24 protein-coding genes are annotated in these 21,401 nt (G+C 43.0%); 14 read left to right on the top strand and 10 right to left on the bottom strand.

What is annotated here, in order from left to right; genetic code table 11:
- Nucleotides 1-17: 17 nt before the first annotated feature.
- Nucleotides 18-1,355, top strand: coding sequence for a glycosyltransferase family 4 protein (locus tag H6F41_RS12155; RefSeq protein ID WP_190403742.1), 1,338 nt, complete (start codon nucleotides 18-20; stop codon nucleotides 1,353-1,355).
- A 27-nt stretch (nucleotides 1,356-1,382) separates the two neighbouring features.
- Here the strand turns inward: H6F41_RS12155 and H6F41_RS12160 are convergent, their stop codons facing one another.
- The gene (locus tag H6F41_RS12160) at nucleotides 1,383-2,747 is read right to left on the bottom strand and encodes a sensor histidine kinase (RefSeq protein WP_190403743.1); all 1,365 of its coding nucleotides are present in this window, start codon (nucleotides 2,745-2,747) and stop codon (nucleotides 1,383-1,385) included.
- A 3-nt stretch (nucleotides 2,748-2,750) separates the two neighbouring features.
- On the opposite strand from H6F41_RS12160, the gene H6F41_RS12165 reads away from it, so the two are divergent.
- The 3 genes from H6F41_RS12165 to H6F41_RS12175 are packed head-to-tail and all read left to right on the top strand — an operon-like array spanning nucleotide 2,751 to nucleotide 6,352.
- On the top strand, nucleotides 2,751-3,437 hold the full coding sequence (locus H6F41_RS12165) for a response regulator transcription factor (RefSeq protein WP_190403744.1): 687 nt from the start codon (nucleotides 2,751-2,753) through the stop codon (nucleotides 3,435-3,437).
- A 43-nt stretch (nucleotides 3,438-3,480) separates the two neighbouring features.
- A complete protein-coding gene (locus H6F41_RS12170; protein ID WP_190403745.1) occupies nucleotides 3,481-5,181 on the top strand; it encodes a mechanosensitive ion channel family protein in 1,701 nt (566 codons plus the stop codon).
- A gap of 16 nt (nucleotides 5,182-5,197) precedes the next feature.
- Nucleotides 5,198-6,352 carry a mechanosensitive ion channel family protein gene (locus H6F41_RS12175; protein ID WP_190403746.1) on the top strand — a complete coding sequence of 385 codons (1,155 nt, stop codon included), beginning with the start codon at nucleotides 5,198-5,200 and terminating at the stop codon, nucleotides 6,350-6,352.
- Nucleotides 6,353-6,382: 30 nt separating this feature from the next.
- Here H6F41_RS12175 and H6F41_RS12180 read toward each other — a convergent pair whose 3' ends face one another.
- The 6 genes from H6F41_RS12180 to H6F41_RS12205 form a co-directional block, all read right to left on the bottom strand.
- Nucleotides 6,383-7,156: a hypothetical protein gene (locus H6F41_RS12180; RefSeq protein ID WP_190403747.1), complete on the bottom strand. Its 774-nt coding sequence runs from the start codon at nucleotides 7,154-7,156 to the stop codon at nucleotides 6,383-6,385.
- Nucleotides 7,157-7,385: 229 nt separating this feature from the next.
- Nucleotides 7,386-7,547 carry a hypothetical protein gene (locus H6F41_RS12185; protein WP_190403748.1) on the bottom strand — a complete coding sequence of 54 codons (162 nt, stop codon included), beginning with the start codon at nucleotides 7,545-7,547 and terminating at the stop codon, nucleotides 7,386-7,388.
- Between the two features lie 27 nt (nucleotides 7,548-7,574).
- Nucleotides 7,575-8,627: a cysteine hydrolase family protein gene (locus H6F41_RS12190; protein ID WP_190403749.1), complete on the bottom strand. Its 1,053-nt coding sequence runs from the start codon at nucleotides 8,625-8,627 to the stop codon at nucleotides 7,575-7,577.
- A gap of 19 nt (nucleotides 8,628-8,646) precedes the next feature.
- Nucleotides 8,647-10,512, bottom strand: coding sequence for a hypothetical protein (locus tag H6F41_RS12195; RefSeq protein WP_190403750.1), 1,866 nt, complete (start codon nucleotides 10,510-10,512; stop codon nucleotides 8,647-8,649).
- On the bottom strand, nucleotides 10,481-11,263 hold the full coding sequence (locus H6F41_RS12200) for an ADP-ribosylglycohydrolase family protein (RefSeq protein WP_190403751.1): 783 nt from the start codon (nucleotides 11,261-11,263) through the stop codon (nucleotides 10,481-10,483). Before H6F41_RS12200 ends, H6F41_RS12195 begins: the two co-directional genes overlap by 32 nt.
- A gap of 103 nt (nucleotides 11,264-11,366) precedes the next feature.
- Nucleotides 11,367-12,245: a protein phosphatase 2C domain-containing protein gene (locus H6F41_RS12205; protein WP_190403752.1), complete on the bottom strand. Its 879-nt coding sequence runs from the start codon at nucleotides 12,243-12,245 to the stop codon at nucleotides 11,367-11,369.
- Between the two features lie 110 nt (nucleotides 12,246-12,355).
- Here H6F41_RS12205 and H6F41_RS12210 point away from each other — a divergent pair, with 110 nt between their 5' ends.
- Together H6F41_RS12210 and H6F41_RS12215 are read left to right on the top strand one after the other, a co-directional pair.
- The gene (locus tag H6F41_RS12210) at nucleotides 12,356-13,048 is read left to right on the top strand and encodes an NUDIX hydrolase (RefSeq protein WP_190403753.1); all 693 of its coding nucleotides are present in this window, start codon (nucleotides 12,356-12,358) and stop codon (nucleotides 13,046-13,048) included.
- A gap of 180 nt (nucleotides 13,049-13,228) precedes the next feature.
- Nucleotides 13,229-13,939 carry a ribonuclease H-like domain-containing protein gene (locus tag H6F41_RS12215; RefSeq protein WP_190403754.1) on the top strand — a complete coding sequence of 237 codons (711 nt, stop codon included), beginning with the start codon at nucleotides 13,229-13,231 and terminating at the stop codon, nucleotides 13,937-13,939.
- A gap of 116 nt (nucleotides 13,940-14,055) precedes the next feature.
- Here the strand turns inward: H6F41_RS12215 and H6F41_RS12220 are convergent, their stop codons facing one another.
- A complete protein-coding gene (locus tag H6F41_RS12220) occupies nucleotides 14,056-14,523 on the bottom strand; it encodes a DUF29 domain-containing protein (protein WP_190403755.1) in 468 nt (155 codons plus the stop codon).
- A 133-nt stretch (nucleotides 14,524-14,656) separates the two neighbouring features.
- Nucleotides 14,657-15,511, bottom strand: a complete 855-nt coding sequence (locus H6F41_RS12225; protein ID WP_190403756.1) for an ABC transporter permease — start codon at nucleotides 15,509-15,511, stop codon at nucleotides 14,657-14,659.
- A 110-nt stretch (nucleotides 15,512-15,621) separates the two neighbouring features.
- Between H6F41_RS12225 and hisA the strand changes: the two genes are divergently transcribed.
- Nucleotides 15,622-16,386: a 1-(5-phosphoribosyl)-5-[(5-phosphoribosylamino)methylideneamino]imidazole-4-carboxamide isomerase gene (gene hisA, locus H6F41_RS12230; RefSeq protein ID WP_190403757.1), complete on the top strand. Its 765-nt coding sequence runs from the start codon at nucleotides 15,622-15,624 to the stop codon at nucleotides 16,384-16,386.
- Between the two features lie 52 nt (nucleotides 16,387-16,438).
- Here hisA and H6F41_RS12235 read toward each other — a convergent pair whose 3' ends face one another.
- Nucleotides 16,439-18,316, bottom strand: a complete 1,878-nt coding sequence (locus H6F41_RS12235) for a C39 family peptidase (RefSeq protein ID WP_190403758.1) — start codon at nucleotides 18,314-18,316, stop codon at nucleotides 16,439-16,441.
- Between the two features lie 132 nt (nucleotides 18,317-18,448).
- Between H6F41_RS12235 and H6F41_RS12240 the strand changes: the two genes are divergently transcribed.
- The 7 genes from H6F41_RS12240 to H6F41_RS19380 all read left to right on the top strand — a co-directional run bounded on the left by H6F41_RS12240 (nucleotide 18,449) and on the right by H6F41_RS19380 (nucleotide 21,305).
- A complete protein-coding gene (locus H6F41_RS12240) occupies nucleotides 18,449-18,643 on the top strand; it encodes a translation initiation factor IF-2 (protein ID WP_190403759.1) in 195 nt (64 codons plus the stop codon).
- A gap of 102 nt (nucleotides 18,644-18,745) precedes the next feature.
- Complete coding sequence (gene psbV, locus H6F41_RS12245; protein WP_190403760.1) at nucleotides 18,746-19,255, top strand: photosystem II cytochrome c-550; 510 nt, start codon at nucleotides 18,746-18,748, stop codon at nucleotides 19,253-19,255.
- A gap of 150 nt (nucleotides 19,256-19,405) precedes the next feature.
- Nucleotides 19,406-19,780, top strand: coding sequence for a plastocyanin (gene petE / locus H6F41_RS12250; protein ID WP_190403761.1), 375 nt, complete (start codon nucleotides 19,406-19,408; stop codon nucleotides 19,778-19,780).
- Between the two features lie 222 nt (nucleotides 19,781-20,002).
- On the top strand, nucleotides 20,003-20,230 hold the full coding sequence (locus H6F41_RS12255) for a ribbon-helix-helix domain-containing protein (protein WP_190403762.1): 228 nt from the start codon (nucleotides 20,003-20,005) through the stop codon (nucleotides 20,228-20,230).
- Nucleotides 20,188-20,544: a type II toxin-antitoxin system PemK/MazF family toxin gene (locus tag H6F41_RS12260; protein WP_190403763.1), complete on the top strand. Its 357-nt coding sequence runs from the start codon at nucleotides 20,188-20,190 to the stop codon at nucleotides 20,542-20,544. Before H6F41_RS12255 ends, H6F41_RS12260 begins: the two co-directional genes overlap by 43 nt.
- A 42-nt stretch (nucleotides 20,545-20,586) precedes the next feature.
- Entirely contained in the window at nucleotides 20,587-21,132 is a 546-nt protein-coding gene (locus H6F41_RS12265; RefSeq protein WP_190403764.1) for a hypothetical protein, read from the top strand.
- Nucleotides 21,133-21,149: 17 nt separating this feature from the next.
- Nucleotides 21,150-21,305, top strand: a complete 156-nt coding sequence (locus H6F41_RS19380) for a hypothetical protein (RefSeq protein WP_190403765.1) — start codon at nucleotides 21,150-21,152, stop codon at nucleotides 21,303-21,305.
- Nucleotides 21,306-21,401 lie beyond the last annotated feature (96 nt).

A 21,401-nucleotide genomic window follows, 5' to 3' on the forward strand; every position in this document is an offset into this window, starting at 1 on the left:
TTAATCGAAAAGTGGTTATGACTAGCAAACTATTTAGGCTACCCAGTTGGGATACTGAGGTTTTAGAGCGAAGTCTGTATACGCCTATTGACTCGCAACACCGTTATGCACTGATCTCGGTACATGGCGATCCTTCTGCTCAACTTGGTAAGGATGGAGCAGGTGGTCAAAATCTTTATGTGAAATCTCTAGGTTTTGCCTTGGCAAAGCGAGGCTGTCAGGTTGATATGTTTACCCGTCGGGAAGATCCCCAGCAGCCTCAAATTATTCAACATGCTAATGGATGCCGCACCATTCGCCTCACTGCTGGCCCAACTAAATTTATTCACCGTGATGAATTGTTTCCCTACTTACCTGAATTTGTGGAAGCATGGCTAGATTTTCAGAAACAATCTGGACTGAATTATGACATCATCCATTCTAATTATTGGCTATCGGGATGGGTGGGAATGCAACTGCGATCGCAATTGAGTATTCCCCAAGTGCATACCTATCACTCGGTGGGTGCAGTGAAGTATCGAGCCATGAATGCTGTCCCAGAGATTGCCCTGTCACGCTTGGGTGTGGAATGGGCTTGTTTAGAGCAAACTGACTGTGTGATTGCCACTAGCCAACAAGAGCAGCATGATTTACGGGAATTAGTATCTCAGCATGGTGAGATTAAAATCATTCCTTGTAGCGTGGATATTGAGCATTTTTCTGGCGTGGACAAGGCTTCGGCGCGGAAACAATTAGGGATTGCGGCGGAGCAGAAGGTGATCCTGTATGTGGGTCGCTTTGATGAACGCAAAGGCATCGAAACTTTGGTCAGAGCTTGCGCTCAATTGCCTAAGCCTTTGAAGGATCAATATCAACTGTATTTGGTCGGTGGTAGTCGCAAGGGTGGCGTTGATACGGAAGAGGAACAACGAATTCGTGGTTTGGTTAAGGATCTAGGCTTAGATGCGATCGCAAGTTTTGTTGGTGCAATCGATCAATCAGAACTGCCTCCCTACTATGCAATGGCGGATATATGTGTTGTGCCTAGCTACTATGAACCATTTGGATTGGTTGCCATTGAGGCGATGGCGGCAGGAACGCCTGTCATTGCTAGTCGAGTTGGTGGCTTGCAAGAAACGGTCAAAGATGGTGAAACGGGGCTGTTAGTGCCAATTCGTGCTCCTGAAGCATTGTCAACTGCGATCGCAAAACTATTAACAGAGCCACAAACCGTTAAAGCCATGGGTCGCGCAGGTTACCAGCGAGTGCATTCTCACTATAGCCAAGATGCCGTTGCGGGCAAAATTCATCATTTGTATGAGTCATTAATTGCTAAAAACATGAGAAAAAAAACACAATCTGCGATCGCAGCTTAGCTGTAAGGCTTCAACCTAGCGTACAACCTAACGAGGTTGAGGGATTTGGACGGTAAAGATCGATCCGCGCCCAACTTGGCTATCTACGGTGACTTGTCCCTGATGCAAATCCAGACAATGCTTTACCAGTGACAGCCCCAAGCCAGTGCCGACGATGTTTTTGACATTCGTGCCACGGCTGAATGGCTCAAATAAGGTGAGATGATCCTCTGGGGATATACCTATCCCTTCATCTTTGACTTGGAAGGTAATCATATCGACTTTACCATCAAGGATAAAGTCGATATGGCTACCTTCTGGTGAATATTTCAGCGCATTAGAGAGCAAATTACTTAATGCAGAATAGATCATCGCCTCGTCAAACCAGCCGTGGGTGCGATTGCCGATATCGCTCAAGTTAATTACATGCTCCTGTTGATCACTGATCTGCATGTCTTCCACCAAATTTAAACAAAAGGATTGCAATTCCACCCACTTGGGCTGATATTCCAATTTTCCTGCATCGGCACGAGCAAGGGTGAGGATATCGGCGAACATTTGTTTCATTGCCTTTGCCGAGGACTCAATGCGAGTGAGACTGCGTAAACGCGATCGCTCAACCTGTTTGGGCAAAGTTTCTCTGAGTAATTGGGCTGAGCCTAAGATCACACTTAAGGGGGTCCGAAATTCATGGGATATAAGGGCTAAAAACTCCAATTTGAGTTCACTTAATTCCTTCTCTTGCGTCAACTTTTGCTGGATTCGTTCCGCTTCTTGGCGCTTTAACAATTGCTTATAGAGAATACAGTAAATACTCAAGAATATTGTGAAGCTAATCAAAGTACCAACGCTCTCAATCATCAAGCGGTACTGCATATAATCGCTAGATCTAGCAATCCAAATTTCTAAGGCATTTTCTTCTTCCGCTTTCATGGTGATCAACAATTGGCGAAGATTTTCGCGAGTTTCCCTACTAGCAATTACCACGGGATGATTGGTGGATAGAAAATTTGGATTAAACAGAAATAGGATATTTGCGGTTTGCAATAGCCTTTGACGTTGCTCAATTAGCGATCGCAATTTTTGAAAGTGTTGACTTTGGGCGGGTTGACTGCCCAGATTTGCCTCAAGGGTATCAAGGTTGTTGCCTAATTTTGCGATCGCAAAATTGTAGCGTTCCAACTCAAAGTTTGTCCCAAAGAGCAAATAACCGCGCCGACTAGATTCAGCTTCATTCAGGATTGCTTGAATCGCAGTCAGATTTTCTAGGTTAGAATAGTTTCTCTTAATTCGTTCTGTACTTCTAATAAGCTGAATCGCATTATGGTACGAAATCAAACTGATGATCCCCATGACTAAAAGGGCTGCACCTAAGCCAACCGCCGTTAGTTTCTTTTCTAAGTTCCATTTCATATTATGAGAATATTAGTTGTCGAAGACGATGTTCAGCTAGCAGATATGCTAACCGAAGCATTGACTAATCAGCAGTTTATTGTTGATGTTGCCAATGATGGTGATATGGCATGGCATTGCTTAGAGACCTTAGAATACGATCTGATCATCTTGGACGTAACCCTGCCTAAAATCGATGGTTTGCGCCTATGCAATCAGTTGCGTGAAAGTAATTTACTCGACAATGCAAATAACCCAGTCCTCATGTTGACCGCAAGGGATACGAGCGCCGATAAGATTTTGGGACTAGATGCGGGAGCCGATGTCTATATGGTCAAACCCTTTGATATGGGGGAATTAATGGCACAGGTACGCGCCCTAATCCGTCGTGGTGGCAAGAGCAATATCTCGATGTTATCTTGGGGGGGCTTATCTCTGAATAGTAGTACCTATGAAGTCACCTACGACGGTGAGCCGTTATCCCTGACTCCCAAGGAATATCAATTATTAGAATTATTAGTCTCTAGTGGGCGTAGGGTTTTGAGTCGACCGGGCATCATTGAGCGGCTCTGGTCACTAGATGACCCACCGAGTGAAGAGGCGGTTAAGTCCCATATTCGCAGTTTGCGTCAGAAATTTAGAGTCATCGGCGCACCTGATGATCTGATCGAGACCGTACATGGTTTGGGCTATCGGCTCAAGCAGTTTTAGTTGCACTGGATAATTTGTAAATAGCAGTCTGTAAAAATCAATTATGCTTAACCGTTACGATCGCACAAAGCAGTTTTTTGGAAAAAAGCGGCTAAAAACGGCTTTGTCCAAAATTTTATTAGTAATCACCGCGATCGCCATGACGCTCTTGCTGGCAAGCAATCAAAGTGCTTGGGGGCAAGCGGAACTTTTAAGATTTAATTGGTTGGTCACAAACAATAACAGCACCAATAATAGCAAAGTAGACACGATTGACCATGCAGCGGTCAGTCTGGATGGCTATCAGTTATTTATTTTGGCTGCGCCGACAACTAATCAGCGCTTCCCCCTAGAACAAAGAGTTAAGGGCATTGAAGATGAGCTGCATTACTTCGCCAATAGTAATTTTGATGCCAATACCCTGCAAGTTACGACCAGCATTGATCAGCAAAGCAATCAACCTGTGATCTCCATTAATGATCGCTATTTGATGACAGTGACGAATATGGATGCTCAACTGCAAGGGCGAGATCCTCAAGGTTGGGCTACTCAATTAACTCAGATTCTCCGTGATGCTTTGCTCAGAGCCAAACAGGAGCGCCAACCCCCATTTTTAATTAATCGGGGTTTGATTGCGGCAGGAATTGCGATCGCAATGTTTATCGGAATGCACCTGATTAGTCGCTGGAAAAGGCGTTTGAAGGCGCAACAGGAAAATATCGAGTCGCAAATTCAAGAAGACGCACCGCCCTACCTTGATGCTGTGCCTGTGGTGGATTTGGAAAAGCAACTACATCAAAAACAACGCGCTAATCTGAGGGACTTACAACGCAGGGTATTACAAATCGCCTATCTGATCATTTTAGGTGGCGGCGGATTTATCATTTTAGGACTATTTCCCTATAGTCGTTGGTTACAAGCTTTCTTGCTATCGACACCACTACAAGTTGTTGCGATCGCCTTTGGGACATATTTATTAATTCGGGTTAGCAATTTATTAATCGATCGCTTTTCAGGATTTCTCAAGGCGCGAGATTTTGCGATGTTAAAGCCCTATCAAAGACTAGATTTGCGGGTATCGACGGTTTCACGAGTCCTCAAAAATGTCACCGATATCGTATTAGTCGGCTTAGCCACCCTAGCCATTCTCGCGGCGATCGGCTTTGACCTAGTGCCACTACTAGCTGGTGCAGGGATTGTCGGTTTAGCGATTTCCTTTGCCGCACAGGGTTTAATCAAGGACGTAATTAATGGATTTCTGATCATTTTTGAAGATCAATATGCGGTCGGTGATGTGATTGTCTTGGGTGAATTAGGTGGACTCGTTGAAAATATGAATCTCCGCATCACCCAAATCCGTAACAATGAGGGGCAGTTAATTACCATTCCCAATAGTTCCATTACCATCGTCCAAAATCTATCAAAGGACTGGGCGAGAGTAGATTTAAGCATTCGGGTTGCCTATGACACTAACCCCGATCATGCTTTAGATATCCTACGAAAATTAGCGCAAGAGATTTATCAAGAGCAGATTTGGCGAGCGAAAATTATTGAACCACCTGAAGTCCTTGGCATTGATGATTTACAACACTCAGGCATGTTGATTCGGACTTGGATTAAAACCCAACCTTTACAGCAATGGGCTGTTGCCAGAGAATTTCGCCGCCGCCTCAAGTTGGTGATGGAGCAAGAGGGAATTGCGATCGGTATTCCTCAACAGTCTTTGTTGCTAGAAAACACTCTTACGCTCGATTCTGAAAAATAGCAAATATAGCGACAAAATGATCATTTTATCAATTGTAATTATCGTCGGTACGATCGCCATTGCTTGGGGTTTGGGAATGTTGCGGCGGTACTTATCACGCGCACTCAAACAAAATTTAGCAGGTACAGAACGTGAGTCGATTACCAAAGGACTCGATATATTTTTGACAGTGCTTGTATCGATTGCTCGTATATCCATTTGGATTGCTGCCATTCTCTATATTGCCGATCTCTTTACCGAATCCCGTGCTATCAGTCAACAAATTCGTGATCTCTTAGGAGCTAGTTTTAATTCTCCAATCTTGACCCTTGGTAAAAGCTCCTATTCAATCATCAATCTATCGATTTTAGGTGCATTGCTATTTGGCTTAATCCTTCTGGTTAGAGCAATTATCGATATCTTTAAAGATCGTGTACTGAGCATTGCGGGGCTGAATCGTGGCGCACAGGAAGCGATCGCCGTAATCGTTCAGTACACCTTAATCTTTATTGGCACATTGGTTTTATTGCAAATTTGGGGGCTAGACCTAAGCTCGCTCACAATTTTGGCTAGTGCGCTGAGTATTGGTTTAGGTATTGGCTTACAGAATATTGCCAAAAACTTTGGCAGTGGCTTAATTCTGGTGTTTGAGCGCCCGATTCAAGTCGGAGATTTTATCGAGGTGGGAGATTTACATGGAACTGTAGAAAGAATTGGGGCAAGAAGTACAGAGATTCGCACCTTAGATCGCGTTTCTATTATTGTGCCGAATTCGCGATTTCTCGATAGCGAAGTAATTAATTGGAGTCATAGCAATCCTATCTCGCGGCTACATTTACCCTTGGGCGTTGCCTATGGCTCTGATCCCCAACATGTACGAACAGTGTTAATAGAAGCTGCGAGAAGTCATCCTAAAGTATTAGCATCTCCTGATCCCAGCTTATTGTTTAAAGGGTTTGGAGATAGTTCCTTAGATTTTGAATTGTTAGTTTGGACAGCAGAACCAGACAAACAGTTTTTACTCAAAAGTGATTTATATTTTTTAATCTATGAAGTTCTTAACCAAAATCAAATCGAAATCCCTTTTCCACAGCGCGATCTCCATTTGAGATCGGGCAAGATAGAATTATCATCCCAATTAGAGTCAGCTTTGATTGGGCTAGCTGATCAGCTTTCATCAAATGTCAAGTAAGGCGACGCTTTGCATCGCCTTACTTGATGCTTAATTACCAAATCCGCCCAAAGAGTTAAAGTTAGCAGCACTCTGACTTGCCCGCATCGCCGACTGTGAGAATACTTGGAAAGCCTTACGAATTTCGCCATCACTGTTCGCAGGCGTGAGAATCCATTCATCCCGAATGCCCATTTCTTTAAAAACTTGACGAAAATCCGTCGAACCATCATCAATGCCCATCGCCGCAATTACATGATTTTCCATCCGCAACATATCATGGGCGATCGCAGCTACATCTTTTGCCCCATGGCGCAGCGAATGGCAATCATCACCGTCGGTAATAATCAGCGTCACGGTACGCACTGGCACACCATTATCCGAGAATTCTTGAGCCTTAGCTAAAACTGTTCCCAATAGCACCACCGTTTGATCATAGAGCGGTGTACCTTGATTGGGGTTGTAGTTTTTGCCATCCATTCTGATTGCCTGTGCGATCGGGCAGTAGGGATAAAGAATATTTCCATTCAAGTAACGATTGTGAATGAGAATGTTATCCTGCTGCTGCGAAGAGGCTAAAGCATCAATTACGGAGTTGTGTCCACCACGCACTGCCTGAGCATTACCAGCGTACTGAATCGAGCCAGAGTCATCGGGCATAATTGTCACTAGTACAACTTCACTAGCCATCACATCATCAACATGAATGCCAAGCCCTGCTTGGATTTGTGCGCCGAGGTCATAAACGGTAAGTGCTTGTAAAGATTCATTGGAAAGGGTTCCATCATCTAAAGCAGATTGAAAGAGATCGTTGATGTTAGTCATGGTGATTGGTGATATGAATTTGATTTGTAGATCTGTAGGGGTTGAGCATTTGCGCCACAATTTTGAACACATCACAGAAATTTCAATTCGCAAATGCTCAACCCTCTCTGCTTTTCACGAATAAATTGTCCCTGCGTTGTGAGGTTTAGGGCATAGCATTCCCAAATTGAGATTATCTAAAAATTAGGGAGTTGTGGTGGAAATGCTATGCCCCTACGGGAGGGAATAATTATGAAGATAACAGGCGCTCAAAAAATCCTTTTTTCGATTGAATAGTTTCCAAATATTCTCGTAGCAAACGTTCAATCAATTCTGAACTGGTGGTATTTTCTTTCGCAAGAATTGCTATGAGATATTTTTCTGTTTCATAGTCCAAATTGATGCTGATCATGGGATTTACCTCGTATTAGCTGTCAGTTTAAGCAAGATTGAGATCTGTCCAAGTTTCCATCGCATCAGTGGATTTGACCAAGTGCATACCCGCATCAGCAAATCTCTTAAATGCGGCATCGGCTTGATCGGTGTAATCGACGACATTCGGAACCACCACAGGCGAAGTGCAATCTTCCAGCAGATAGACTTTCTTGGCAAGTTTAGGATCGTGCGCCAAAATCTCGCTGAGCAAATCTTGAATTGTCCATGCGACACAATGGCTCTTAGCTTGTCCTGCAATGATCACGGCATCAAATTCCAGTAACCTTTGCAAGAAGCGTGTATTCTTCTGCGCGATCGGTCTACCATCGGCTCCATCCATGACTTCAGGACGCAATACGGAATAATTTTCGGTGAGAGGATTGCCGCCTTTAATCTCAAAGTTAGTCTGACTGTGCCTTGCAATATTGTGAAAGAACATCGCTTCCTCGACGGAAGAAACTAGCGCGTGACCGATACCGCCGAGCATGGAGTGATATGCCCATACTGTTAAGGGAAACTTACCTTCATCGCTAAGCTTCTGCACATAGTGCAATGCGTGACGCTGGATTGCCATGTAGTTACCTTTAGCGAGACTATAGGCGATCGCAGGATTTACTTTCCACTTACCCTGCTGCACATCTTCTAAAGTAATGGAAGTAGCATTAGGAATGGGATGTTCACCTGCATCATTCACCCAAAAGATGGGATGGAAAATCTGCATGGCAGTGTGAGTATCCATCGTGGGCGCAATCTCGCTGATGTGGTGCAAGTTACGATAGATAAACTCGCACAGCCGCACATTGTCTTCGATCGCACCAGTCCCAGACCGCCCACCGACAAATAGCTCATGGTCAGGAATACAAAAGGTATTCTGCACATCGATCGCCATCAAACAAATTTTCTTACGATCCTTTGCGGCAGGCGTAATACCATGTTGTTTAGCCCATGCTTCGGCTTGGTTAGCACGATCTTGGTAAGGAACGCGCCAGACTGATCCGACCATGTGGCGATCGAAAAATGCAGGAATAGGAAGTTGGGTTTGAATTTGAGTAGTCATTTTTTTAGTCTCCTAGTATTTAAGCTAATTGCAACTGCAAAATCTTTTGGGAATGAATTACATAAATTCCCTGTGAACCAACAATGAGAGAACAGCCACTATCAACATAAGGTTCAGTTTCGGAAAAGGTTTTCGTAATCATAATCTGTCCATTGTTTACCTCAACTCTAGCGATACCTTCATCGGTGGGAACGAATAGCCAATTTGCGATCGCAAAATGACCATGCAAATTCGTTAACCACGGAATATCACCTTTTTGACCTGTGAGAGTTGCCACTAGCTCACCAGTTGGACGCAATGCAGACACTCGATGGATGATTTTACCTTGCTCTTGGGTGATGGTAAAAAACCAGCAGAGATGATCGCTAAAGATACAATTTGCATCAATGAGTTCTCCTTGAATTGGGGGGATATTTGTGCGATCGCAAATCCCAGCACGTTTAGCATCAAAGGTAAAAGCGACACTGATTGCACCTGCCCGATAGAAGCCGAAGCCGAAAGTCTCACCAATCCAGAATTGCGTTTGTCCTTCGAGAATATTGCCAATATATTCATTACCTAGATTGCCATCGCGGAATAATTGACCTTGATCAATCCAATAACGCGAGAAGGAATTAGCTCGGATTAGCTCGGCGGCGATCGCTTGCGGTGGTTGTTCTTGCGTGAGAGTAATTGCTTTACCTTGCTTGGTAACGATTGTGGACTTACCAAAGATAGCGAATTGAGTATTAGCATCGAGTTCTCCTGATAATAAAACTGTATTATCTTTACGTTTGAATTCGTGGTTAACGTGATAGAGATAATAGAGAGAATTGTTTTGTAAAGCGACTTGCAGAATTACGCCTTCGGTTTGGAATATATGAATAACTTTACAGGGGTTGCCCTCACCCCCTGCCCCTCTCCCAGAGGTAGAGAGGGGAAACGCGATTAAAGGTCTGCAAATTGGGCAAGTAGTTCTTAAATGTTCGATTCCACATTGATTACATTTTGTCCAACGCATTGATTCGAGCAATGGCTTGGGGAAATCTCCACGCCAGTCTTTCTCAAAGCAGTTATGGAAATGTTGCAATAAATCATCGGATAGAACTTGGTAAGGAATTGCGGGTTTAGGATAGCGGACATCAGGATGAAAAATCGTAATTCTTTGCAGTGGTCTGGCACTGTGTGGTATTTGGGGCGCTTGAGATTTCGGCTTATATACGCCGCCATAGGGATCGACGTAGAGGAGGCTCTGCATCAACATCACGGTGAAGGCATACCAATCGGATTCGGGATTATGGGGGCTGGTGAGAATTGGTTGATTGGCATTGCGATCGCAAAGTATCGGATCAACAAACCTTGCCGTAAATACCTGACAGGGAAACTGTCCAAATTGAAAGGAATCGGCATCAATTAAATAAACTTGATTTTGAGCAATCAGTAAATTCAAATCATTGAAGTCGCCAATCGTCACATTTGCGTGATGAATTTGGAGAACCGATTCATGTAAGTCCTTAAATAAATTGGTTACAGACTGCTGTGAGATGGCGTTAGTTTGGCGATAATTGCGATCGCTATATTTCAATAAGGTCCCCGTATTCTGCAAAAAAGGCATTGCATAGCCAAGAATATTCACTCCTTGCTTATCCGTCGCCAAAGTTTCAGGCTTGATTACTCTAGTTGGCAAATTTTGAGGGAAAACCCGCAGTTTTTGCTGATGCAATGCGACTCTTGCCATTGCTGCCTGTTGCTCTCGGGGAAGCATTTGGTAATCAGGATGATCGGCAGTTTTGAATAGTTTAAGAACCTGACCATTCTTTAAGTCATAGACATCTGCTTCGCCACCTTTGCCGATCGCATTTTTAGGATTAAGCTTAATTCGCTTTTGATTGAGATAGACTTCCATAAAATTTCTCCACAACTGCACGCATATTGTTATCGAGATAGCTCAAAGCTTTAGCTGCGATATCTTCAGGAACACCACCATAAAAGGCTTCCGCAATGCCGCCTGTGATGCAAGCGAGGGTATCGCTATCACCACCCAGAGAAATCGCATTCCGAATCGCATCTTCAAAATCCGTTGATTCAAGAAAAGCGATAATTGCTTCAGGAACAGTTTCTTGGCAGGATTCGTTAAATTTGTAAACGGGTCGAATTTCATCAACAGTGCGATTCAGGTCATAGTTAAAAGATTTTGCGATCGCAGATTTAATCTGTTCCTTACTCTGACCCGTTCGCGCCAGATAAATCGCGACAGCCGTTGCTTGCGCTCCCTTAATTCCTTCAGGATGATTATGGGTGACTTCCGCCGATCGCTTAGCTTCATTCATGACCGTATCCCAATCATCATAGACAAATCCAATTGAACTAACTCGCATCGCGGAGCCATTACCCCAGCTATTGTATGGTTCTATACTTTCAAATCTGATCCATTGAGCGAATCGCCCACCATAGCCGCGATTGGGATATTTACGAGCATAGTTTTTGATGTATTCTGCATAATTACCTTGATTCATCAAGCAATCAGCCACCGCCACAGTCAAAACCGTATCATCCGTAAAATCACATGCTCCACCAAAAAGAGGGAAGTCTTTTGAACAATGATTATTAAACTCATAAATAGAACCGACGACATCACCGACAATTGCGCCTAACATAGTTTTTCTCCTTTTTTGTTGAGTTTTGGCTATTAGCTGTTAGCTGCTAGCTATTTGAGTAATTGGTAATTGGTTAAAATTTTTATGAACTAAAAGCTAATCGCTAATCGCTAACAGCTAAAAGCCTTCTCAACACCACCAAACTCGTATCATCCGAAAGTACCCCCGATCGCTTTGTTAACTCTTTTCGAGACCAATCAGGCTTTACTTCCTCACGATTAAGCATCGCTAACTTACGTCTGATGGCATCGGGATTTTTGAAGTAGCGGTCTTCCTGCCAAAATTGAGCGATATCTTCAACTGCAATCAAATCATCAATTCCATCAGTGGCAATTAGAAGCGAATCTAGTGCTGATGTCGGTAAATAATCGCGAATTTCAAAATTAATTGCTTCAGGTTGATATAAACCGTAGGCGAGATAAGGAGGAGCGTTATTAGGATAAGCAGGAATTTGTGTAAGTTTTCCATTGATGGCGATTGCACCATCACCCAGAGAAAAAGTGACTGTTTCACTAGGGGTGATTAATGCACCGATTATTGTAAATAACAAATAGTCATTCACAAATTCCATCGCCGACGCTGCATCACCATTGATGATCTCAACGAATTGCTTTAGATTCTGCAACAAATTTGTTTTCAGAACTTGCCAAAATTCAGGATCAGAGATGTCTGAGTTTGGGTTAAATAAATTTACGATCGCAGCAACCACTATCCGCGCACCGAGTTTTGCACCTACCTCGCTGTGCTTGCCACTACCGCAGCCATCACACACCACTGCGGCAATGAATTTATCGTTGATCTCAATCTGATAGGCATCCTGATTGTTTTTGCTAGCAAGAACATGATTCCGCCCGATGATCGCACCGCTTGCGTATTCAAATTGATTTGCAAATTGATTTACTAAATCCTGATCACGGGAGTCAGAATTTTTTTGCGATCGCGTATCACAAATGCTAGCGAGAATATTTACTTGTCCTTGCATCGCGATATAGTGTATAAACTACACAAACTACTATAGTGTTATTTTTACACTATGTCAATCCCTAATTGCAAAGTTTCTGCTATTCAGAAACTTTGCATACATGAAAACCTATGACCTACAACTACAACTATCCCCGTCCTGCCCTCACTGTTGACTGTATCGTTTTTGGACTCGATGCAGAGCTAGATCTGAAAATTATGCTAATTAAACGCGATATTTCACCATTTCAAGGACAATGGGCAATCCCTGGGGGATTTGTGCGGATGGACGAGACTTTAGAACAGGCAGCTTTACGGGAACTACAAGAGGAAACAGGCATACAAGATGTTTATTTGGAGCAGTTATATACTTTTGGTGATTTGGGGCGCGACCCTCGCGATCGCACGGTTACGGTTGCCTATTACGCCCTAATTAATCTTGTCGATCAGAAAATTCAAGCCGCCACTGATGCCCGTGAAGCTGACTGGTTTCCACTTTCTACAATTCCGCAACTAGCCTTTGACCATAACCAGATTTTGCAAACTGCGATCACCCGCCTGCGGAGCAAAATTCGCTATGAACCGCTTGGATTTGAACTATTGCCCAAAAAATTCACTCTTTCCCAGTTGCAAAAACTTTACGAAACTGTACTCGATCGTCCCCTTGATAAGCGCAATTTTCGTAAAAAAATATTGAGCATGGACTTGCTAATCGATACGGGAACGGTCGAGCAGAATGTCGCCCACCGCGCCGCTAAGCTGTATCAATTTGATGAGAATAAATACTCACAGCTTAAACGAAACGGATTTAATTTTGAAATTTAAACCTAAAGAGCTATCTCGATAATAAGTATCATCTCTAATCTTTCTTAACGAAGTGATCGTTAAATTTGCGATCGCAAGCTGAATATTAAAGTTACGATGTACAGGTACAGCATTTTGGCAAATCAAATAGCTCTATAAATTTGCTCGCCGTTCTCCTTGTCCACCTTCAAGCACAATTTTATGTACAAAAGGGAACTCAAGCTTCCAAGTCGGCATCTCAACAACTTTTACGATGGCTCAATCTATGATCTAGTATTTTTAGACTTAGAATGGTGTCGTGATTTTCAGAGAAATGGAACTATTCAAAAGATATTTGGCTATACCCTGACTCGGATTCTCGAAGGTAGCAATGAGCAGTACATCAAAATTCAATTTATCGAGTCGAGTACCCAAGAGAAAAGAATTATTCAAGATATCTTGAACGACTTACATAGCTTACAGGGCAAATACTTCATCGGTTATGGACTATCGACTAGTGATATGTTTTGTCTGCGCCAAAGAATTGAGGCTCTAGATTTTATTCCTAAAGTGGAAAGTATTAAAATTCTCGATTTACAAAGAATTATTCAGCGAAGTGATCTTAATCAGGGATTGAATAATTTATTTGCCTATTTAGAAATTCCTATCTATAAAAGAATTAAAGGATATTATGTATTTCGGAATGGAATTAAGGTATTACGAAAGGAACGGGGGTATGAAACAATTCTCAATGAAATCTATGAATACTGTTTAGAAGATGCCGAAAATTATTTCCACATCATCAACAATTGGCAAACTCAATTTCCTTTAGTCGATTGCAAGAAACATCAAACTATCAATCTCAAAGTCGATCCGCGCTCAGAGCGACGCATCAGAGCGACAAAATGTGCAGCTTTACAAAGACCGTCTTAAAATTATCTGCGATCGCGCTTTGCCTAATCACTAAACAATCTCCGAAACCGCAGATCAATGTTTAAGCTTTTCTCTGGGGATGTTAATGCGTGATGTCTTGTCTGCCATAGCTTGAGCTAGTCAGGTTGAGGATAGAAGTCTAAATCTAGTATTTCTAGAATATTAAAAGGGCAAGAGACTGGAAAAGTTGCCAATGCTAAGTTTGTCTCTACCATTGCCTCCCGCCGAGCGCGTTGATAGGTTTTGTTTATCCACTCGCTGTCACTAAGCAATCTTCGCAAACTTGGGCTTGCTTCTAAGTATTCATCAATGTTCAATCTTTCGCGATTGATGGTGATCTTCCAGCTATGACTTTGCCGCTCGCTTTGATATTTCCATTTGAGTAAGTGCATTAATATCAATCTCAGTGAACTTTGCAAGGCATGTTGTTGACTTTTGCCCAAGTCTGCTATTTCCTCTATTAGGTTTTCTATATCTAGGTCTTGCCATTGATGAGATCGCAAAAATCCTACGGTTTCTTCCACCCAAGCCAAAAAGTCGCTATTATACAAATCTCGTTTTTTAGTTGGAGTTAATAGATCCATTGTGTTGATCTCAATCAAACTTGACTAAAAATATTATAATTCCGCCATCTTAGATGTTTACAAATAATCTGCGCTCGCATTAAGTTTTGGGTAAAGTATTTTTGCCTCGTGGGGTGGGAATCGCCTAATTTTCCTAAGCATTAGTTTCTTTCTTACTACTAAACCTCTGAGTCAAGCCTTCACCGACTAGTGATAAACCGATAGTCATTAGCGTAATCGCTAAACCGGGAAAAATGGTTGTCCACCAGATATTTTCGCCAGTCGAGAGTGCATCTAAAGCTTGCTTAAGATCGTGTCCCCATTCAGGGACATCTTCGGGAATACCTAGACCTAAAAAGCCTAAACCTGCCAGAGTCAGAATTGCGTCGGCGGCGTTGAGAGTAAAAATTACGGGTAGGCTTTGGATGACGTTGGGCGCGAGATACTTGATGAGGATCGTTTTCGTATCCGCACCAAGTGCTTGAGCCGCCTCGATATAAACTTCAGTTTTGGTACTCACGGTTTGGTTGCGGATCACCCGAAAATACTGAGGGATATAGGCAACACTAAGGGCGATCGCTGCATTCCAAACACCCGCGCCAACCACAAAAGCGATCGTGAGCGAGAGTAATAAACTGGGCAATGTATAGATTGCATCCATCAGAAATACCAAAATGCGATCGAGCCAGCCGCCTTTGTAGCCGCTAATCATGCCCAATGGCACACCCACCACCACACTAATTAGGGTCGAGGCGATGGTAACTTGCCATGCGACACCTGCCCCTGCAATGGTTCTGGTAAATACATCATGTCCTTGCAAATCTGTGCCGAACCAATGTTGTAATGAGGGTGGCTCATGGATCGGATTACTGAGAAATTCACTAGGACTACTCAAAATTCCCATGGCTTGCAGTAGTGGTGCAATAATTGCCATCAGCAAAAAAACAATGCTAATGAAAATCCCAATAGACATTAATTGTTGTGAAACTGACGGCGTAGACGATTTCATGGGGTTAACTCAAGGAATAACTAGAAGCAAAACTGGATTTCTTTGATTTGTACTATACCGCGATCGCTAAATCTAGATAGAATAAGCTACTGGGATCGTAGGTAAAAATTATGGATGTAATTCCCGCAATTGATATTTTAGATGGACGCTGCGTTAGGCTCTATCAAGGGGATTATCAACAATCGGAAGTATTTGGTGAAGACCCTGTAGAGGTTGCCCAACGCTGGTACAGTCAAGGCGCAAAGTATTTGCATGTAGTTGATTTGGACGGAGCCAAAGAAGGCAAGCCCAAAAACCTCAAGGTCATTGAGGCGATCGCCCGTTCCATTCCGATGCGGGTGCAGATGGGTGGTGGTTTACGCGATCGCAATAGCATCTTGTCGGTATTGAACTCTGGTGTCAGCCGTGTCATTTTAGGCACAGCCGCCGTCGAGAACTCCCAACTAATTGCCGAGATTTGTGCCGAATTTCCCGAACAAATCATGATCGGCATTGATGCCCGTGATGGCAAAGTTGCCACTAGAGGCTGGCTCACCACATCGGAGGTAATGGCGGTAGATCTCGCTAAGCGCATGACTTCCGTGGGCATTGCAGGGATCATTTACACCGATATTCATCGCGATGGCACGATGCAGGGGCCAAATATAGAAGCATTGCGCCAACTTGCGGAAAATGTTGATGTACCAGTAATTGCCTCTGGTGGGATTAGTTCGATTACGGATTTACTAAATCTATTAGCACTGGAATCGGTCGGGGTTAAGGGTGCAATTGTTGGGAAATCCATTTACACAGGTGCAATTCAATTACCTGAAGCCATCCGTGCGGTGGGCAATGGACGTTGGCAAGATGTCATTGATGGCTCTGCGATCGCTTAATCACCTAATTTAATCACTTAATTAAAAGGAGTCGCTTCGCGACTCCTTTTAATTAACGGGGCATAATGAAATGTGCCCAAACATCGCCATCGACACCACACATATCACGCATGTATATATACGGATAGCGCAAACCCTTACCCTCAGTCTGGCTATAGCCTGTGAGGGCATTACCGTAGGGATCATGGACGATGTAGCCATACTCATCAAAACCAATCACGCAAACAATATGTCCGCCATGGGTAAAGTAGCCACCAATCACGACGGGACGATTTGCCATTATTTCCTGTTTGATTTGCGCCCATGTGCGGGCGGTGCTGAAGTTTCCGCCAAAACCGTAGGCGCGGTAAAGCTCTTGTAAAACTGAGTTATCGGTTCTTGCTTGCCTGCCATAACGATCAATTACCCATTGATACAGTTCATCCTCTAATTGTTGGCGAGGATTTCGCGATCGCAATCCGTGAAAAGCCAAGACCATGGCGATTGAGGTGACATTGCAAGTCACGAAAGGATCACGAGGGTTATCGAGTTGGGAGAAGTAGGGAACGCCTAACACTTTGCGTTTGGGCGTAATTTCAATGGGCTTATTCCCTTGATTGAGGTTGACATGCCCCGCAAATACAAATCCTGTTTTGCCGATGGGGGGTAGCTCCTCATTTAAGGTGACTTGAAAATGTAAATCAGTCAGGCTATAGCTATCAACACCAAAGATATCGCCTGCGGCGAGAGGCACAACCTCACTTGCAGATAGTTGACGCGAATCGAGGGGTCGTTTTTTAAATACGGTTTTTTGTTTGACATTAATGATTTTCATATCGGGGTCATGGACGATTGCCTTGCCATTTTTGGTAATGCTGACATGCTGCCAATAGAAAAAGCCCACCGTCCCCACAGGCGCGATCGCAGTTGGGAATTTGACCCGAAAATGTCCGTTTACCGTCGCATAGCCTGTAATTTGATAGGTCGTTCCTGCTTTCACCAAAATTTTCTGGGAGTTGGAGAGGTTACTGGCATCTAGTGCCGACACTTTCAAAAAGGTGTCAGTCAAAACCGTGGCAATCGCACCTTTAATCGGAATATCGCCCACTTCCACAGGTTTAGAAAAATCAATCGATTCCCCTAATTTCGCTAATTCCACATGGGGCAGAAACAGGTAACCAACCTGTCCCACGGGCGCAAGGGGCTTATTCAGCTTGATCTTGACATGGTTATCGATGATTTCATAGTCACCATCAAGTTCTAATTTTGTCCCCGCCTTTACTGATACTTTTTGATTGCTCGCCAAAGCCATTGATGAGGCAGTGGAGAGCTTAAACACAGTGTCTTGCTTGATGGTGAGGGTGATTGGCGCAATTAAATCCACATGGGGCGCATAAAAATAGCCAAACTGTCCCACGGGTGCGATCGCAGTTTTGAGCAACACCTTGATATGACCATCCACTGCACCATAACGCAACAACTCTAGGGTTTGTCCCGCAGGTACATCGACCTTGCCATCGGGTGGTAGTGTCGCCGAATCCGCAGGGCTAGCTTTAAAACGGGTGACTTGCTTGGTAACAAGGGCAATATCGGGCTGCTTCACTAAAATATTGACAATCACCTCCGTCAAAAGCTGATCATTGTCACCCAAAGCCTTTACCCGCAAAAATGTTGCCGAAGGCTTGGGCAAACCCGCCGCAATGTTGGCTTGCCAAGTCCCCTTAGTTGCGTCGGTCACGACATTCACCGCAACATCATCGGGTAATTGCACAAGGATTTTCTTAACTTGCGAAAAGTCGGCAGTTCCTGCGATCGCAATTTCGCGATTGATGATCACTTCAGGCGACGACTGTGTAACAGCAAGAAAATCGTTTTTTGCGGCAGAAGGGGAAATTGGCTCAGGGGAACTAACAGATTGATCAGGGGAATTATTAGCAGCAGCGTCCGTCATTTCTGTTCACTCTTTAACTAGTGGGTTTATTATCTAATTCGCTGACACACCTTGACTTTTTGGGTTTTGTCTTGCCTTTGCATGAGAAAATAGCACAAACATCTTTAGAATTAACTAGATACGAGTATCGTTATGGGCTTTGCTGATTATTCGATCGCAGAGATCGCTGAAGATTACAAACTCAGCCTTGAGGCGGTGTTTCAACTGTGCGATCGGCTGGGGATCGCGTACCAAGATGCAGAAACCAAGCTTGCTTTGGAAGATGCAAAAGCCGTAATCATGGCATCGGAAGCCCAAAATTCTCAAACCCCTCCACCCAAAATCTAAATACTTCAAAGATTAACTGCGATCGCAAACTCGCAATAAATCTTTGAGATTAGGTTAAATTCTTTTAGATAAACTTAGATAAATTAAGTTACGTCCGTAATTATGAACAAAAATCCTTTTAAATATTTAGCTAAATATTTAGCGGCTGCGATCGCATTCGTCATGATTGCATTTCAGCTTTTTACCCCCAGCGTCAGCGCTGCTGACATCCCCATCGAGCTGCGTACCGTTCCCCTCAACGAAACCACCAATATTGTCTTGACCCAAAAAGACATTGCCAAGGGTAAAAAATTATTTTCTAATGCCTGTGCAACTTGTCACCTCGGCGGTGCAACCTTCACCAATCCTAACGTGAACCTCTCCCCCGAATCCTTGGCTGGTGCAAATCCTGTCCGTAACAATATTCTAGGCTTGGTTGATTTTATGAAGAAACCAACCACCTATGACGGCGTAACCGAAATTTATGACGTTCACCCTAGCCTCAAGAGTACCGATATTTTCCCCACCATGCGTGGACTCACCGACAATGACCTCAAGCTCATTGCTGGTTACATCCTCTACGAACCTAAAGTCAAAGGTATCGGCTGGGGCGGCGGAAAGATATACTATTAAGCAAATAATGTAGCGTACTAGTCATACGTTATATTTAGCTCCCACAAAAGCTAAATTTCCTTAGCTTTTCCCTAACGTGTTTTAGTTGCTTTAATTCGAGTCGAGTCGAGTTAGTGCAAGTCAAGTTGAATTTTAGTCGGTAGTTAATTTATGAATATTTCTTCTTTTGCGAAAAAGCTAGGTTTGGCACTTGCTAGCCTTTTGTTTGTGGTTGGCAGCTTATTTATGACCGCTGCTCCTGCGGCAGCAGATACCGTCACCGTTAAGATGGGTTCTGATGGTGGTCAGCTAGTATTTGATCCTAAAGTAGTCACCATCAAGGCTGGCGACACTGTCAAATGGGTTAACAACAAAGCTTTCCCTCACAACATCGTATTTGATGGTCATGATGAGCTTTCTCACAAAAAATTGGCACAAAAGCCCAAGGCTGAGCTAGAGTCAACCTTCAATGAAGTTGGTGAGTTCTCTTACTACTGCTCTCCTCACCGTGGCGCTGGTATGCAAGGCAAAGTGATTGTTCAATAATCACTAACCAAAAAAGAGAAGCAAACAATGTTTGCTTCTCTTTTTTTTGTGAGCTGATATTTATAGCTGTCGCCAATCTTGTTAGGACACAGAACCAGAAGCGCCGCAACTCGCTTCTTGGGGTTTAATTTTTCCTTATACAAGTGGCGGTAGCTATATAACACATCATCAATTTTTAAATTTTGTGCTACCGTGAGTAGCATCATGAGTAGCATAAGGGTCATGAAAATATCTATTTCTCTTCCAGATGAGCTAGTTCATTACGTTGACGATCGCGTAGACAATCGTAGTCAACTTGTTGAAAAACTGCTGCAAACATGGCGCAAACAACAAGAACAACAGGCAATGGTTGAGGCTTGTTTATTACTTGATCAATTAAACGATCTGTCAAATGATGAGGATGAAGCGTGGCAGCAAGCAGCAATTATCGATTGGGAAGTATCTGGCTAGTAAATTTTGAGCCTTCCATTGGCACAGAGATTCGTAAAACTCGACCTGCGGTAATTATCTCTGGTACTAGTTTTAATCAACGGAGCAAAGTAACTTTACTACCCATCACGTCGGCAAATCCCAGCGATCGCTTACTTCCCGTGATTGTGCCTTTGACTCCTAATTCAAGTAATGGACTTAGTACCCATAGCTTCATTGTTTGTGTCGAGCCGATGACCTTTGATAAACGTAGGTTGATCCAATGTCTTGGGCAAATAGACACAAACCAGTTGCTAAAAATAAAGCAAATTCTAGCTAGCTATTTGGAAATCTAGCCAAAATCAACAATTCATTAAGTAGATTTCAGCAGGAATATAATGAGTGAAATTAAATCGAAATTAGTAGAGAATCAAACCAAGGGTAGTAAATCGAAGATATTTTGTTCTCAATGTAATAACGAAATTAATCACCTTGTTTTGCAGTCTATAGATACATCTAATTCTGAGGTTTATAGATTCTCTAATAGTGTTGAAGGGGAGATATTTTGGTCTGATAATTATCAAATTATTCAATGCAAAGGTTGTGATTTAGTTTCATTCAGGCATTTAAGTTATTTTTCCGAACATGCGGATGAGTATAGCGATGGTAAAACTTCTTATCTCTACCCTAAAAGAGCTAAGGATGTGAGAGAAGTCAAAGATTTCAGCAATATTTCTGATAATATTATGCGAATATATAAAGAAACCATAGACTGTTTCAATAATGATTCTTTCTTATTATGTGCAGCAGGCTTAAGAGCAACTATTGAATCTATCTGTTTAGATAAAAATATTAAAAATGGCTCTGTAATAAGGCTTGATAAAAATGGTAATCCAAAGCTTGATAAAGATGGTTTTATAGAAAAAAATTATCAAATAATTTAGATGGTAAAATCGCTGGCTTGCACGAAAGCAATATACTTACGCAAGAACAAGCAGAGAGGTTGAATGAACATCGATATTTAGGCAATGATGCAATTCATAAAATTGCAATTCCATCTCGCACGCAACTGATTGACGCTATCGATATCATTGAGCACACACTAGAAGCTTTATAGAACCCATTTGGTATCTTAGGAAGAGTAATGAAAGGGATCAAACATGGGATATAGCAGTAGCCTAAGCGATAAAGAGTGGGAGATTATTGAACCTCT

The organism is Pseudanabaena mucicola FACHB-723 (assembly GCF_014696385.1).
Lineage (GTDB): Bacteria > Cyanobacteriota > Cyanobacteriia > Pseudanabaenales > Pseudanabaenaceae > Pseudanabaena.

Bases quoted from the DNA above. Each gene is read 5' to 3' on its own strand.
- H6F41_RS12155 (WP_190403742.1), top strand. From the start codon at position 18: ATGACTAGCAAACTATTTAGGCTACCCAGTTGGGATACTGAGGTTTTA.
- H6F41_RS12160 (WP_190403743.1), bottom strand. From the start codon at position 2,747: ATGAAATGGAACTTAGAAAAGAAACTAACGGCGGTTGGCTTAGGTGCA.
- H6F41_RS12165 (WP_190403744.1), top strand. From the start codon at position 2,751: ATGAGAATATTAGTTGTCGAAGACGATGTTCAGCTAGCAGATATGCTA.
- H6F41_RS12170 (WP_190403745.1), top strand. From the start codon at position 3,481: ATGCTTAACCGTTACGATCGCACAAAGCAGTTTTTTGGAAAAAAGCGG.
- H6F41_RS12175 (WP_190403746.1), top strand. From the start codon at position 5,198: ATGATCATTTTATCAATTGTAATTATCGTCGGTACGATCGCCATTGCT.
- H6F41_RS12180 (WP_190403747.1), bottom strand. From the start codon at position 7,156: ATGACTAACATCAACGATCTCTTTCAATCTGCTTTAGATGATGGAACC.
- H6F41_RS12185 (WP_190403748.1), bottom strand. From the start codon at position 7,547: ATGATCAGCATCAATTTGGACTATGAAACAGAAAAATATCTCATAGCA.
- H6F41_RS12190 (WP_190403749.1), bottom strand. From the start codon at position 8,627: ATGACTACTCAAATTCAAACCCAACTTCCTATTCCTGCATTTTTCGAT.
- H6F41_RS12195 (WP_190403750.1), bottom strand. From the start codon at position 10,512: ATGGAAGTCTATCTCAATCAAAAGCGAATTAAGCTTAATCCTAAAAAT.
- H6F41_RS12200 (WP_190403751.1), bottom strand. From the start codon at position 11,263: ATGTTAGGCGCAATTGTCGGTGATGTCGTCGGTTCTATTTATGAGTTT.
- H6F41_RS12205 (WP_190403752.1), bottom strand. From the start codon at position 12,245: ATGCAAGGACAAGTAAATATTCTCGCTAGCATTTGTGATACGCGATCG.
- H6F41_RS12210 (WP_190403753.1), top strand. From the start codon at position 12,356: ATGACCTACAACTACAACTATCCCCGTCCTGCCCTCACTGTTGACTGT.
- H6F41_RS12215 (WP_190403754.1), top strand. From the start codon at position 13,229: ATGTACAAAAGGGAACTCAAGCTTCCAAGTCGGCATCTCAACAACTTT.
- H6F41_RS12220 (WP_190403755.1), bottom strand. From the start codon at position 14,523: ATGGATCTATTAACTCCAACTAAAAAACGAGATTTGTATAATAGCGAC.
- H6F41_RS12225 (WP_190403756.1), bottom strand. From the start codon at position 15,511: ATGAAATCGTCTACGCCGTCAGTTTCACAACAATTAATGTCTATTGGG.
- hisA (WP_190403757.1), top strand. From the start codon at position 15,622: ATGGATGTAATTCCCGCAATTGATATTTTAGATGGACGCTGCGTTAGG.
- H6F41_RS12235 (WP_190403758.1), bottom strand. From the start codon at position 18,316: ATGACGGACGCTGCTGCTAATAATTCCCCTGATCAATCTGTTAGTTCC.
- H6F41_RS12240 (WP_190403759.1), top strand. From the start codon at position 18,449: ATGGGCTTTGCTGATTATTCGATCGCAGAGATCGCTGAAGATTACAAA.
- psbV (WP_190403760.1), top strand. From the start codon at position 18,746: ATGAACAAAAATCCTTTTAAATATTTAGCTAAATATTTAGCGGCTGCG.
- petE (WP_190403761.1), top strand. From the start codon at position 19,406: ATGAATATTTCTTCTTTTGCGAAAAAGCTAGGTTTGGCACTTGCTAGC.
- H6F41_RS12255 (WP_190403762.1), top strand. From the start codon at position 20,003: ATGAAAATATCTATTTCTCTTCCAGATGAGCTAGTTCATTACGTTGAC.
- H6F41_RS12265 (WP_190403764.1), top strand. From the start codon at position 20,587: ATGAGTGAAATTAAATCGAAATTAGTAGAGAATCAAACCAAGGGTAGT.